This is a genomic window from Hafnia alvei (genome assembly GCF_964063325.1).
Taxonomy (GTDB): domain Bacteria; phylum Pseudomonadota; class Gammaproteobacteria; order Enterobacterales; family Enterobacteriaceae; genus Hafnia; species Hafnia alvei_B.
In genome coordinates this window covers 3493220-3507777 of record NZ_OZ061315.1, presented here as the reverse complement: position 1 = coordinate 3507777, position 14558 = coordinate 3493220, and the positions used below count along the sequence as shown (strand labels likewise).

Below are 14558 nucleotides of genomic sequence, written 5' to 3'. Positions count from 1 at the left end.
TCAACAATCGCTGAAATAAAGCCCCGTTTATACGGGGCTTTTGTATTTTGTAGACAGTAAAATTTGCGATATGTATGCGGTCTCCAAAACGTGCCGCACGCCGGGCCGAAAGTAATTAGGAATCAACATAAAGCTGCTGTTACAATACAAAGATAGCTCGTCATAATGCGGCTGAGCGTAATCATAAGTTGAGATCTTTCTGTTTAACGCCATATATAACGAGTTCGTTGAACAGAATGAGCCCCCGGTCGGTATATGATAACCCCGATCAGCATCGCGGTTTTTGCAGTCATACTGAAATTACCCCTTACAAATCAATGATGAGTATCAATGAGCTATCAGGTACTTGCCCGTAAGTGGCGTCCACAAACGTTTTCTGACGTCGTGGGTCAGGAACATGTTCTGACCGCGCTAGCAAACGGCCTTTCTTTAGGGCGTATTCACCACGCCTATCTGTTTTCCGGCACCCGCGGCGTGGGTAAAACCAGCATCGCGCGCCTATTGGCGAAAGGGCTTAACTGCGAAACCGGCATCACCTCAACGCCTTGTGGCGTATGTGATAATTGCCGTGAAATTGAGCAGGGCCGTTTTGTTGATTTACTCGAGATTGACGCCGCTTCGCGCACCAAAGTTGAAGATACCCGCGATCTGCTGGATAACGTTCAATACGCGCCTGCGCGTGGCCGTTTCAAAGTCTATCTGATCGACGAAGTACACATGCTTTCCCGCCACAGCTTTAATGCGCTGTTGAAAACGCTGGAAGAGCCGCCTCCGCATGTCAAATTCCTGCTGGCAACGACGGATCCTCAAAAACTACCGGTAACGATTTTGTCTCGCTGCCTACAGTTTCATCTCAAGGCATTGGACGTTGAGCAGATCCGCACCCAGTTGGAAAAAATTTCCACCGCGGAAGGATTTGCCGCCGAGCCGCGCGCATTGCAGCTATTGGCGCGTGCCGCCGAAGGCAGTATGCGTGACGCGCTAAGCCTCACCGATCAGGCGATTGCGATGGGGCTGGGGCAAATCACGGCAGAAACCGTTGGTCAGATGCTCGGCACCCTAGATGACGAGCAGCCACTTGCTATTATTGAAGCGCTGGTGGATGCCGATGGCGAGAAAGTCATGGCGCTGGTTGAACAGGCGGCTTCACGCGGAGTGGATTGGGAAAATCTGCTGATTGAAACCCTGACTCTGCTGCACCGCATTGCGATGCTGCAACTGCTGCCAAATGCGCTAGACAGCCACTATATTTCCGTTGAGCAGCGCCTGCGTGAATTGGCGCGTACGCTGCCGCCGTCAGATTTGCAGCTGTTTTATCAGGTGTTACTGACAGGGCGCAAAGAGTTAACCTATGCGCCAGATCGTCGCATGGGCGTAGAAATGACGCTGCTACGCGCGCTGGCGTTTCATCCCAAAGCCGTGATTGCTGAACCTGTTGCCGCGCCGCAAACGGCGTTGCCAACCATGCCTGCACAAGGCGGGGCTCATTCGGCGATGTCAGGTTATATGCCAGCACAGAATGCAGCACCGAATCAGAGCACTATGCCGCCAGCGGGGCAGTTCCAACCGCAGAACGTGCCTCCGGCTCAGCCAGCGGCAAAACCGGCCGGGCTTTCGGATGCCACAGCCCAGCTTTTGCAGGCTCGAAGTCAGCTACGGCAAAAGGCGGGTGGGGGAACTGACCCAAAAAAGAATGAGCCGGCAGCGCCTGTAACCGCGCGGCCGGCAAGCTCAGCACTGGAGCGTTTGGCCTCAGTGACGGAGCGCAGCCAGCAGCGTCAAGCTGCCGCGGCAGAAGCGAAACCGTCTAAGAAAGAAGCCTACCGTTGGAAAGCACAAACCAAAGCGGTAGAGGTCAAACGCGAAGAAATTGCTACGCCGAAAGCGTTGCGCACCGCGCTAGAGTATGAAAAAACGCCTGAGCTGGCCGCCAAGCTGGCTGAGGAATCGTTGACCCGTGATGAATGGGCAGCCGAGTTAAATCAGCTACGCCTGCCAAAACTGGTTCAGCAACTGGCATTGAATGCGTTTCGAGAACCGGCAGAAGAGGGCAAAGTGCTTCTGCATTTACGTTCTTCGCAACGTCATTTAAACTCCGCTTCTGCGCAGCAGACTTTGTCTCAGGCGCTGAGTGAACATTATGGTCGCCCGGTTGAGCTGACGATTATCGAAGACGATAATCCAGAGCGACTCACGCCGCTGGAATGGCGGCAGGCGATTTACGAAGAAAAACTGGCGCAGGCTCGCCAGTCCATTGCTGCGGATAGCAACATCCAGACTTTGCGACGTTTCTTTGACGCCGAACTGGATGAAGAGAGCATCCGCCCTGTTTAACCGCTGTGTCAGCACGAGGCCGACACAGCCCCACGCAAAGAGAGAACACTATGTTTGGTAAAGGCGGATTGGGCAACCTGATGAAGCAAGCCCAGCAAATGCAAGACAAAATGGCGAAAGTGCAGGAAGAGATCGCTCAGCTGGAAGTGACCGGTGAATCTGGCGCGGGTCTGGTAAAAGTGACCATCAACGGTGCGCATAACTGCCGTCGTATCGAAATCGATCCAAGCCTGATGGAAGACGATAAAGAGATGCTGGAAGACCTGATCGCTGCCGCGTTCAACGATGCGGCACGCCGTATTGAAGAAACTCAGAAAGAAAAAATGGCTTCAGTTTCCAGCGGTATGCAGTTGCCGCCGGGCTTCAAGATGCCATTCTGATGCAAACCAGCCCGCTTCTTGAATCATTAATGGAAGCACTGCGCTGCCTGCCGGGCGTTGGCCCGAAGTCGGCGCAGCGCATGGCATTCCACATGCTGCAGCGCGATCGCAGCGGTGGAATGCGTCTGGCGCAGGCGCTCACCCGAGCGATGTCGGAAATCGGCCATTGTGAAGACTGTCGTACGTTTACCGAACAGGATATATGTACGATTTGTTCTAACTCGCGTCGTAAAGAAAATGGACAAATCTGCGTGGTCGAAAGCCCAGCAGACATCCATGCGATAGAGCAAACCGGGCAATTCTCAGGTCGCTACTTTGTTCTGATGGGGCATTTGTCCCCGCTGGACGGCATCGGCCCGCAGGATATCGGTTTAGATCGCTTGGAAGAGCGTTTGGGGCAGGAGTCACTCACCGAGGTGATTTTGGCTACTAACCCAACGGTTGAAGGCGAAGCGACCGCGAACTACATTGCTGAAATGTGCAATGCTCACGGCGTATTGGCTTCCCGCATTGCCCACGGTGTTCCCGTTGGCGGTGAGCTTGAGATGGTTGACGGTACTACGCTGTCGCACTCTCTGGCCGGACGCAACCCGGTTCGTTTTTAACCTCTGCCTGACCGGCGTGTAATTTATCCACTGATAAAGTGATCTGAGTTACACGTCGCATTTCTTTTTTCCTCGATTGTATTTTTTACCCTTGAAATTCAACATCCCATCCCCATTTTTTAACCACTCTACCCAAAATAGTTCGAGTTGTAGGAAGGCAGCCAGTTTATGAGTCCCTAGCAGCATAGATAACTATGTGACTTGGGTGAATAAACGCAGCTAACGCACATACGGCTTGAACAATGAAGGGTAAAACATTTTTTTCTGAGTGCTATCCATTGAGGTAAAAGCAAAATTATGAAAGGCCAAGAAACCCGTGGCTTCCAGTCAGAAGTCAAACAGCTTCTGCATTTGATGATCCACTCACTCTATTCAAACAAAGAAATTTTCCTGCGCGAGCTGATTTCCAACGCATCCGACGCGGCCGATAAACTGCGTTTCCGCGCGTTATCGAGCCCTGAGCTGTATGAAGGCGACGGTAATCTGCACGTCCGTATTTCAGCAGACAAAGAAAATCGCACCCTGACTCTGAGCGATAACGGTATCGGGATGACCCGTGACGAAGTTATCGACAATTTGGGGACGATTGCGAAATCGGGTACCAAGGCATTCTTGGAGTCTATCGGTTCCGATCAAGCCAAAGACAGCCAGCTGATTGGCCAATTTGGTGTCGGTTTCTATTCTGCTTTCATCGTGGCAGACAAAGTTACCGTTCGCACGCGTTCAGCCGGTGCTAACGCCGATCAGGCGGTATTCTGGGAATCAGAAGGCGAGGGTGATTACACCATCGCTGATATCGAAAAAGTAGAGCGCGGTACTGAGATCACTTTACATCTGCGCGAAGGCGAAGATGAGTTCCTTGATGATTGGCGTCTGCGCAATATCATTAGCAAATACTCTGACCATATCGCGCTGCCGGTTGAGATCCTGACCACCGAAGGCGAAGACGGCGAGCAGAAGTGGGAAAAAATCAACAAGGCGCAGGCTTTGTGGACGCGTACCAAGTCTGAAGTGACCGACGAAGAGTACAAAGAGTTCTACAAGCACATTGCCCATGACTTTACCGATCCGGTCACTTGGAGCCATAACCGCGTTGAAGGTAAGCAGGAATACACCAGCCTGCTGTACATTCCTGCGCAGGCACCGTGGGATCTGTTTAACCGCGACCATAAGCACGGGCTGAAACTGTATGTGCAGCGCGTATTCATTATGGATGACGCCGAACAGTTCATGCCGAACTACCTGCGCTTTGTGCGTGGCCTGATAGATTCTAACGATCTGCCATTGAACGTTTCGCGTGAAATTCTGCAAGATAGCCGCGTGACGCAAAGCCTGCGTGCAGCGCTGACCAAACGCGTGTTGCAGATGCTGGATAAACTGGCCAAAGACGATGCTGAGAAATACCAGAAATTCTGGCAGCAGTTTGGTCTGGTGCTGAAAGAAGGCCCAGCCGAAGACGGTAGCAATGCTGAAGCCATTGCTAAGCTGCTGCGCTTTGCATCAACTCATAACGACAGCGCTGTGCAGAACGTCTCTCTGACCGACTACATCAGCCGCATGGTGGAAGGCCAAGAGAAGATTTACTACATCACGGCCGACAGCTATGCCGCCGCGAAGAGCAGCCCACATCTGGAGCTGTTGCGTAAGAAAGGCATCGAGGTGTTGTTGCTTTCCGATCGCATCGACGAATGGATGATGAGCTACCTGACCGAGTTTGATGGTAAGCCATTCCAGTCCGTCAGCAAAAAAGATGAATCTCTGGATAAGCTGGCAGATGAAGAAACCAGCGAACAGAAAGAAGCTGAAAAAGCGCTGGAGCCGTTCGTTGAGCGCGTGAAAACTCTGTTGGGCGATCGTGTGAAAGACGTACGTCTGACGCATCGTTTGACCGAAACCCCTGCGGTAGTCACTACCGACGCGGATGAAATGACCACTCAGATGGCAAAACTGTTTGCTGCTGCTGGTCAGGATGCGCCTGAAATTAAATACATCTTTGAGCTGAATCCCGATCATGCGCTGGTGAAACGTGCCGCTGATGAGCAAGACGAAGCCCGCTTTGGTGAATGGATTGAACTGCTGCTGGATCAGTCACTGTTGGCTGAACGCGGTAGCTTGGAAGATCCGAACCAGTTCATTAAACGCGTGAACGATTTACTGCTGGCTTAATCGTTGTTAATCAAGTGATAACCTATGCCGCTCCGTGATACGGGGCGGCATTTTTTTATTCTGTCATTGCCGCTTTTCTCTTCTATTACCCGCTATTTTTGCGCCGCGCATTGCATTTTTGAATATCCGCTTTGATAAAAACAAAACGCTGTTTTATAAAAACGGAGAGGTTGATCGGTAATCTCTTTATATTTTTGCCATTTACCGTCATCAGGTGGCAAAAGCACAAAGGTTTTCAGTCGGTCATAAACCTACTTTAGACCCATAGGAAGAGTTCCCTCTGCTATTTCGTGAATGACGGAAATAGTGGCGGAGCGCTCAGATAAGACACTACGGGGAACGAAAGTGATGACGATGCCATTGCAAAAGACACGCAAAATAGGGCTGATCAATTATTTGGCCTACGGCTCCGGAGATTTTCTCGGTGCAGGCACCACGGCGCTGACGGCGGCTTGGCTCCTCTATTTTTACACCACGTTTTGTGGACTAAGCCCGATAGAAGCCACGTTTATTTTTGCTATGGCGAGAGTGCTTGATGCGGCAGTGAGTCCTTTGATGGGCTTTTTAACCGACAACTTTGGCTCAACGCGTTTGGGCAAGCGCTTTGGTCGGCGTAAATTCTTTATTCTGCTCGGTATTCCTTTGGTGTTCAGCTACAGCCTGATGTGGGTTGGCGAGATGCATTATTGGTACTATCTGCTGACCTATCTTTTCTTTGATGTTGTTTACTCAATGATTTTGGTGCCGTACGAAACGCTGGTGCCAGAAATGACCGATGACTTTAAACAGAAAACCAAATTCTCCGGCGCTCGAATTGGCTTGGCGCAGCTCTCCGCGATATTGGCGGCGTTTCTACCGGGAATTCTGCTGGCTTATTTTGGCAAAGATAACGCTGTCTCCTTTTTCTATGCAAGCTTGGTGTTCTCGGTCATCTGTGCAGGCGTGTTAACGCTGGTCTATTTCTATACGTGGGAACGGCCGCGAGAAGAAATGTCGGAAACTCAACTAAGAGCCGAGCAGGAGAAGCAAAAACTGACTTTGCTGCAAAGCCTGAAACGTTTGAACGTGGAACTCACCTCAACGCTGCGTATTCGTATTTTCCGCCAGCATCTGGGGATGTATCTCGGTGGCTATATTGCCCAGGATGTTTTTAACGCGGTGTTCACCTACTACGTAGTTTTCGTTTTGATGCAAAGCGCTACCGTAGCCTCTAGCTTGATGGGAACCATGGCCATCATGCAGTTTATTGCGGTCATTGGCATGATCCCGCTGTGTATCCGTTTTGGCCCTGCGCCTTCTTATCGCTTGGTGGTGGTGTTGTTCGGCCTTAGCGCCTTGTCTTATGGCGTGCTGTATTACGCGGGCATGAATGACGCGATGTCGCTGCTGCTGTTGATTTCTGCGGTGGCAGGATTGGGACGCGGTGGGATCAATTATGTGCCGTGGAATACCTACACCTATATTGCTGACGTTGACGAAGTGATCACTGGGCAACGCCGCGAAGGCATTTTTGCCGGCATTATGACGCTCACCCGCAAAGCCTCTCAGGCCTGTGCGGTGATGTTAGTTGGGATAGTTATGCAGCTCTCCGGTTTTGTTTCGGGTCAGGCGCAGCAGGCACCGGCAGTCGGTCACACCATTCTGATGATCCTCAGCGTAGGCACCGTCTGTGTGCTATGCGTCGGTTTTTATATCTCCTTACGTTTCAAGCTCAATCTGCAAACACACAGCGTACTGCGCGAAGAAACCATCAAAATGCGTGAGGCAGGGCATATCGTGCCCGAACAGATCACGCCAGAGGCGAAAGCTACCGTCGAACTGCTGGCAGGTATGCCATATGAATCGCTATGGGGTAACAACAATATTGGCTATCTCAATCGTGACAAGCCTGCGCCTAAATCGCTGCATATATTGAAAAATGCCTAATCTGAGCAGCGTAGCGAAAAGACACCGTGAAATAAATTTGAGTTATTTTCTGAATTAATTAAGGGAGTTCCCATGCTCGTATACCCGGTAAAACATAGCCCATTACTGCGTCAGCCAGAGCGCTTTATCGCTCGCGATGAGCTTAAGGGGCTCATCTGTAAGATGACTGACAATCTGATTAATATCAGCGACGAAACCGGAGAGTTCCTGCTGCGCTTGGACGATGGGCGAGTGATTGATACCAAAGGCTGGGCAGGTTGGGAGTGGACGCACGGTATCGGCCTCTACGGTATTTATCAGTATTACCAGCAAACGGGCGATCAAGAGATGCGCGCGATTATTGATGACTGGTTTACCGCCCGCTTTGCAGAGGGAACACCCACCAAAAACGTGAATACAGTGTGTCCGTTTCTGACGCTGGCTTATCGCTATGAAGAGACTCAAGATCCACGCTGGCTGCCTTACTTAGAGCGCTGGGCCGAATGGGTGATGTATGAAATGCCGCGCACCGAACGTGGTGGTATGCAGCACGTGACGCTAGCGGAAGAGAACCATCAGCAGCTTTGGGATGACACCCTGATGATGAGCGTGTTGCCGCTGGCAAAAATTGGTAAGTTGCTGAATAAACCTGAGTACATTGAAGAAGCTAAGTATCAGTTTTTGGTTCATACCCAGCATCTGATGGAGCGTGAAACTGGTCTGTGGTTTCACGGCTGGACGTTTGAGGGCCACCACAACTTTGCCAAAGCGCGTTGGGCGAGAGGGAATAGCTGGTTAACGATGGTGATCCCTGAATTTATCGATCTGCTGGATCTCCCTGAATATGATGCAACGCGACGTTTCTTGATTCAGGTACTTGAAAGCCAAGTTTCAGCATTGGCGAAATGTCAGGATGACAGCGGTTTGTGGCATACCTTGCTCGACGATCCTGACTCCTACGTTGAGTCGTCTGCCACCGCCGGATTTGCCTACGGCATTCTCAAAGCGGTGCGTAAACGCTATATCAGCGCAGACTATGCGCACGCGGCGGAAAAAGCGGTGAAAGGTGTGATTAAGCATATTAATGCCGAGGGTGAATTAACTAACGTTTCGTTTGGTACGGCGATGGGGCGAGACCACGACTATTATCGCCAGATCCCGCTGACGTCGATGCCGTATGGTCAGGCGATGGCTATTCTATGTTTGTCGGAATATATGCGCGTTTATCTTTAACGTTTATTCGCTGAGAATCAGACCAAAACGGGCGCGGGTGAGAGAAAAATCACTCGCGCCCGTTTTATTATACGAGTTTCACGTTTCAGCAGCGGCCCGATTCCTTGAGGTAGCGGTCACAAAAATGGTAAGGTTTAGTGTTTTTGAATTTTATAAAAAATAATTTAAGAGGATTTACGCGATGCGTATCATTCTGCTTGGCGCTCCTGGCGCAGGTAAAGGCACTCAGGCACAGTTCATCATGGAGAAATACGGCATTCCGCAAATCTCTACAGGTGACATGCTGCGTGCAGCAGTGAAAGCCGGTACCGAACTGGGCAAAAAAGCAAAAGAAATCATGGATGCAGGCATGCTGGTAACCGATGAACTGGTTATCGCTTTGGTTAAAGAGCGCATCACTCAGGAAGATTGCCGCAACGGTTTCCTGCTAGATGGCTTCCCACGCACCATTCCTCAAGCTGATGCCATGAAAGAAGCGGGCATCAACGTTGATTTCGTACTGGAATTTGATGTTCCTGACGAACTGATCGTTGAACGTATTATCGGTCGTCGTGTGCATCAGGGTTCTGGCCGTGTTTACCACATTAAATTCAACCCACCGAAGGTTGAAGGTAAAGACGACGTGACCGGCGAAGAACTGGTTACCCGTAAGGACGATCAGGAAGAAACCGTACGTAAGCGCTTGGTTGAATATCATCAGCAGACGGCTCCGCTGATCGGTTACTACAGCGCAGAAGCCGCGAACGGCAAGACCAAGTACGTTAAATTAGACGGTACTCAGTCTGTTGCAGCGGTTCGTGCTGAGCTGGAAACAATCCTAGGTTAATTCTGGGCTAAAACGATTTTAGGCGATTTTGGTCTAGAGCGATGAAAGGCGGCTAATAAATAGCCGCCTTTTCTATATCCACGCTTTGATGATGTTGACCAATAAGAGTAATTGGTTGGGATTTGCAGCATTTTGGTTACAATATCAAAACTTCCAATCTATCAAGATAATGCAAAACCGAGGACCGCATGAGGCAAGAAAAATTCGGCGTACTATTAGTGAATCTGGGCACGCCAGAGGCTCCAACCTCGTCAGCGGTTAAACGTTATCTCGCTGAGTTTCTTAGCGATAAACGCGTGGTAGACGTCTCTCGCCTGATCTGGTGGCCGGTATTAAACGGTATCATTTTGCCGATCCGCTCTCCTCGGGTGGCTAAACTGTATCAATCCGTCTGGATGGATGAAGGCTCACCGCTGATGGTGTATAGCCGCCGTCAGCAAGCCGCTTTGCAGGCGCGTTTGCCTAACATTCCGGTTGAACTGGGCATGAGCTATGGTCAGCCTGCGCTGAAAAGCGCAATTGATAAGCTGCATGACGCCGGTGTCGATCGCATTATTCTACTGCCGCTTTATCCGCAATATTCCTGTTCGACCAACGCCGCCGTGTTTGATGCGGTCGCTAGGCATTTTGCTCAGATGCGCCGTATTCCGTCGTTAAACTTTATCCGTGATTATGCAGAACATCCTGCCTATATTGCGGCGCTGAGCCAGACAATTAAAACCAGCTTTGCCCAGCATGGTGAGCCCGATATGCTGCTGTTTTCATTCCATGGAATTCCACAGCGTTATGCCGATCAGGGGGATGATTATCCGCTGCGTTGCCGTGCAACCACTCGTGCAGTAGCAGATGCCTTAGGACTCAGCGCTGAGCGTTACATGATGACCTATCAGTCGCGATTTGGCCGTGAACAATGGCTAACACCGTTCACTGACAAAACGATTGAACAGCTTCCTGCCAAAGGGGTGAAGCATCTTCAGGTTATCTGCCCAGGATTTTCGGCTGATTGTCTGGAAACGCTTGAAGAGATCAAAGTACAAAACAAAGAGTTCTTTATCGAAGCGGGAGGAACGCAGTTTGAATATATTCCTGCGCTCAACGATGACGCTTTGCATATCGAACTGTTTTATCAACTGGTGATGGAGCAGGTGGCGCACTCTGCATGATCGCGTTGGCTAAAGTTTAGCGTCGGAGTCTTCGACTCTGACGATTAAGCAAGTGATGTGTTAGAATTCTCGGCTTCCCGTTATTAACAACGCTTCATAACTGCTGACGACACTGATGAAATTCCCTGGCCAACGCAAATCTAAACACTACTTTCCTGTAAACGCGCGCGATCCGTTGTTGCATGCAACACAAAAAAGCGAAATTGATACCTCCTACGTAGTCGGCATCGACCAAACGCTGGTGGATATTGAGGCGAAAGTCAGCGACGATTTTATTACCCGTTACCGTCTAAGTCAGGGACATTCTCTGGTAATTGAAGACGATGTAGCGGAAGCGCTGTATCAAGAGTTAAAAGATAATCAGCTGATCACCCATGAGTTTGCCGGCGGTACTATCGGCAACACCATGCACAATTACTCCGTTTTGGCTGACGATCGCTCCATTTTGCTGGGCGTCATGTGCAGCAACGTGAAAATTGGCAGCTACGCCTATCGCTATCTGTGCAACACCTCCAGTCGTACCGACCTCAACTATCTGCAAGGCGTTGACGGCGCGATTGGTCGCTGCTTCACCTTAATTAGCGATAACGGTGAACGTACCTTTGCCATTAGTCCGGGGATGATGAATCAGCTGCGTCCTGAAAGCATTCCTGAAGAAGTTATCGCTGGTGCTTCTGCACTGGTGTTGACGGCTTATTTGGTGCGCTGCAAGCCGGGTGAACCGATGCGCGATGCCACTATGAAAGCCATCGAGTATGCAAAAAAACACAATGTACCGGTGGTGCTGACGCTAGGCACCAAGTTTGTGATTGCTGACGATCCGCAGTGGTGGCGTGATTTCCTGCGCGATAACGTGACGGTTGTGGCGATGAATGAAGAAGAAGCGGAAGCCTTAACCGGGTTTAACGATCCGCTGGCGGCATCAGATAAAGCGCTGGAGTGGGTTGATCTGGTGCTGTGCACCGCAGGGCCGGTTGGCTTGTATATGGCGGGTTATACAGAAGAAGAAGGTAAACGTAAGACTCAGCATCCATTGCTGCCGGGCGTGATTCCAGAATTTAACCTGTATGAATTCAGTCGTCCGATGCGCAAAATCGCCTGCGAAAACCCGTTTAAAATCTATTCGCATATCGCGCCATACATGGGCGGCCCTGAGAAGATCATGAATACCAACGGGGCTGGCGACGGTGCTCTCGCCGCCTTGCTACATGATGTTGCAGCGAACGGTTTCCACCGTACCAACGTGCCAAATTCCAGCAAACATCAACGCACTTATCTGACGTATTCCTCGCTGGCGCAGGTTTGTAAATACGCTAACCGCGTGAGCTATCAGGTGCTTAACCAGCATTCACCGCGCCTAACGCGCGGCCTGCCGGAACGAGAAGATAGTTTGGAAGAGTCGTACTGGGAGAGGTAAGTGGTTATCTCTGCTTATTGATTTATGTCGCTGGAGTGTAACGTTCCGCCCGCCAGTCAATATCGAGCATTATTGCCACATCAGTGAAGGCGTACGGGCAGAGACCACCAGCGCGTGGTCTCTGCACTCGCGCGCTTTTATCTGAGACGCCATTTCCGCTCCGGTTTGGTATCGCCCATCCAGGGCGCCCCAAACTCCACCGGTACATCCCTGTACCGGTGGCTCTCCATGCCAATACTTAAACTAAAAACCAGACACGCATTTTGCTTTAACTTTGACTTTTTCCGGCACGTTGTTCTTCAGCCGAATAGAGGAATGTAGGCTAGGATTCGCCGACAGGGACGTCGGCGAAAGAACGGAGGAGCCAGGATGGCGATTGCCGTTCGTTCCGTTAAAGCCGGAATGACGAGATGCGGGCACCTGCGAAGCAGGCTGAAGGGCGGTGCCAAGCTGGGGAGTCGGGGGGCAGCGATTGGCCCCCCGACTCGGACGCCTGTACAGTGTATATGTAGATTTCGGTGGATTAGGCGTACGAAACCTACACCGTTCCCATTCAGATCGGACACTCCTGCATTTTATCCGCATCCGTCATCTTATCGACCTGCAACAATTCCAGCATGCTGTTCGCAATTTCGCGTTCCCCCATCACCACCTGATTGGCGCCACGGTCTGAAATGTAGGCCACTTCATCGTCGTAGTGCGCACGGGCAATGATGTCCAGCGTATCGCGTTTGGTTCGGGCGAAAGCCACAATCTCACCGGCTTCATAGCCGTTTGGAATGGTGAGCAGCAGCCAGCGTGCGCAGTCAATTCTCGCCAGCTCCATGATTTCAGGATTAGCCGCATTCCCTAGCACGGCATGAATACCTTGCTCACGCAGCGCTTCAACGCGAGGGCGTGAGTTCTCGATAACCACCAGAGGAACGCCCGCATCGTGTAGCTTAGCCCCAATCAGGCTGCCTACGCGCCCGTAACCAACCAGCAGCACGTGGTTGCATAGGTCAACGGGGATCTGCTTCTCTTCTTCCTCTGTGACCTCTTGCAGGCTCTGGTCTTCAATGGTCTCGGTTTTGGCAAGATAGCGCTCTAACAGTGTAAACAGCAGCGGGTTAATCATGATGGAGAGGATTGCGCCCGCCAGCACCAAATTCCGTCCTTCTGGTGACAGCATATTCAACGAAATGCCTAATCCCGCCAAAATAAAGGCAAACTCACCGATCTGCGCCAAGCTCACAGAAACGGTCAGAGCAGTACGCTTGGAGTGACCAAACATTTTTACCAAGAAGAATGCGGCGACGGATTTACCAAAGACGATAATCGCCAAGCAGCCCAACACCGCCAGCGGCTGTTCAACCAGAATCATCGGGTCAAACAGCATCCCTACGGAAACAAAGAACAGAACCGCAAAGGCATCGCGTAGTGGAAGCGTATCGTGAGCAGCACGATGGCTAAGCTCAGACTCGTTCAGCACCATCCCTGCAAAGAACGCACCCAGCGCAAAGGAAACGTCGAAGATCGCCACTGCGCCATATGCCACGCCCATTGCCAGCGCTAAAACGGAGAGCGTGAACAGTTCGCGAGAACCGGTACTGGCGGTTTTCGCCAAAATCCACGGCACCAAACGGCGACCTACCACAATCATAATGGTGATAAAGGCCACGACTTTGCCCAGCGTAATACCCAGTTCGATCAGCAAATCTTTGAGCTGCATATCTTGGCCTTCGCCCATAATTCCGGCAAAAGCAGGTAGCAAAACCAGCGTAAGCACCATGGCGAGATCTTCAACGATCAGCCAGCCAATGGCGATTTGGCCGCGTTGGCTGTCAATCAACTGCCGCTCTTCCAGAGCGCGCAGCAACACCACGGTACTCGCGGTGGATAAACATAAGCCAAACACTAAGCCTGTAACTAAATCCCAACCCAACAACGACGAAAGCCCCATACCCAACAATGTCGCCACTGCAATTTGTGCAATAGCGCCGGGTATGGCGATGTTTTTAACCGCCATCAAATCTTTTAGAGAGAAATGCAAACCAACGCCGAACATCAGCAGGATAACGCCAATTTCGGCCAGTTCAGGGGCAAGCGAGGTGTCTGCCACAAAACCAGGGGTGAATGGGCCAGCAAGCACGCCTGCGACGAGATAGCCCACCAGAGGGGATATTCGCAGGCGATTTGCCAGCATACCTAAAAGAAAGGCGAGAACTAAGCCTCCAACGATTGTCGTGATAAGCGGGGTTGAATGATGCATCTAGACTCCTTCTAGCACTGCACGAACAGCTAAATAATTAATACCCTTCTTAACTTGAAGCAGCACTGGATAGCTCGCTGCAACTTCAATTAATGTGTGTATAAATCCGGCGTTTTCCACTCCTTTAGCGCAATCAATGTGCATTGGCTGAGTGAAACTCACAGGTATCTGTAATAAGTTTATTGTATTTATCGAAATTCTGCTGAGTTAATTTTGGGAAATAAGTCTTAATTTAGAAAAAAAACGCGCCAACGGCGGTAAAGAGAGGTTTTGTGATA

Annotated in this window: 10 protein-coding genes and 1 other annotated feature; of the genes, 9 read left to right on the top strand and 1 reads right to left on the bottom strand. The window is 50.8% G+C overall.

Going from position 1 to position 14558, the window contains the following annotated elements; all coding sequences use genetic code 11:
- Positions 1-330: 330 nt before the first annotated feature.
- The 9 genes from dnaX (at position 331) to AB3Y96_RS16545 (ending at position 12029) form a co-directional block, all read left to right on the top strand.
- The gene (dnaX, locus tag AB3Y96_RS16585; protein WP_367299739.1) at positions 331-2334 is read left to right on the top strand and encodes a DNA polymerase III subunit gamma/tau; all 2004 of its coding nucleotides are present in this window, start codon (positions 331-333) and stop codon (positions 2332-2334) included.
- Positions 1667-1731: a sequence feature (DnaX frameshifting element), on the top strand. It overlaps the preceding gene by 65 nt.
- A 50-nt stretch (positions 2335-2384) precedes the next feature.
- Entirely contained in the window at positions 2385-2714 is a 330-nt protein-coding gene (locus AB3Y96_RS16580) for a YbaB/EbfC family nucleoid-associated protein (RefSeq protein ID WP_004091772.1), read from the top strand.
- Positions 2714-3319 (top strand): recombination mediator RecR, encoded by a 606-nt coding sequence (recR, locus tag AB3Y96_RS16575; protein WP_040045699.1) that lies wholly within the window; start codon positions 2714-2716, stop codon positions 3317-3319. The genes AB3Y96_RS16580 and recR overlap by 1 nt, the downstream gene beginning before the upstream one ends.
- A 297-nt stretch (positions 3320-3616) precedes the next feature.
- A complete protein-coding gene (gene htpG / locus AB3Y96_RS16570) occupies positions 3617-5485 on the top strand; it encodes a molecular chaperone HtpG (protein WP_046358910.1) in 1869 nt (622 codons plus the stop codon).
- Between the two features lie 348 nt (positions 5486-5833).
- Positions 5834-7411 (top strand): MFS transporter, encoded by a 1578-nt coding sequence (locus AB3Y96_RS16565; RefSeq protein WP_072308584.1) that lies wholly within the window; start codon positions 5834-5836, stop codon positions 7409-7411.
- Positions 7412-7483: 72 nt separating this feature from the next.
- Positions 7484-8623 (top strand): glycoside hydrolase family 105 protein, encoded by a 1140-nt coding sequence (locus AB3Y96_RS16560; protein WP_367299738.1) that lies wholly within the window; start codon positions 7484-7486, stop codon positions 8621-8623.
- 181 nt (positions 8624-8804) lie between these two features.
- Positions 8805-9449 carry an adenylate kinase gene (adk, locus tag AB3Y96_RS16555; protein WP_025799917.1) on the top strand — a complete coding sequence of 215 codons (645 nt, stop codon included), beginning with the start codon at positions 8805-8807 and terminating at the stop codon, positions 9447-9449.
- Between the two features lie 188 nt (positions 9450-9637).
- Positions 9638-10612, top strand: a complete 975-nt coding sequence (hemH, locus tag AB3Y96_RS16550; RefSeq protein WP_072308586.1) for a ferrochelatase — start codon at positions 9638-9640, stop codon at positions 10610-10612.
- A gap of 115 nt (positions 10613-10727) precedes the next feature.
- On the top strand, positions 10728-12029 hold the full coding sequence (locus tag AB3Y96_RS16545) for an inosine/guanosine kinase (protein WP_367299737.1): 1302 nt from the start codon (positions 10728-10730) through the stop codon (positions 12027-12029).
- Positions 12030-12582: 553 nt separating this feature from the next.
- On the opposite strand, the gene ybaL is transcribed toward AB3Y96_RS16545, so the two are convergent.
- A complete protein-coding gene (gene ybaL / locus AB3Y96_RS16540) occupies positions 12583-14280 on the bottom strand; it encodes a YbaL family putative K(+) efflux transporter (protein WP_072308589.1) in 1698 nt (565 codons plus the stop codon).
- Positions 14281-14558 lie beyond the last annotated feature (278 nt).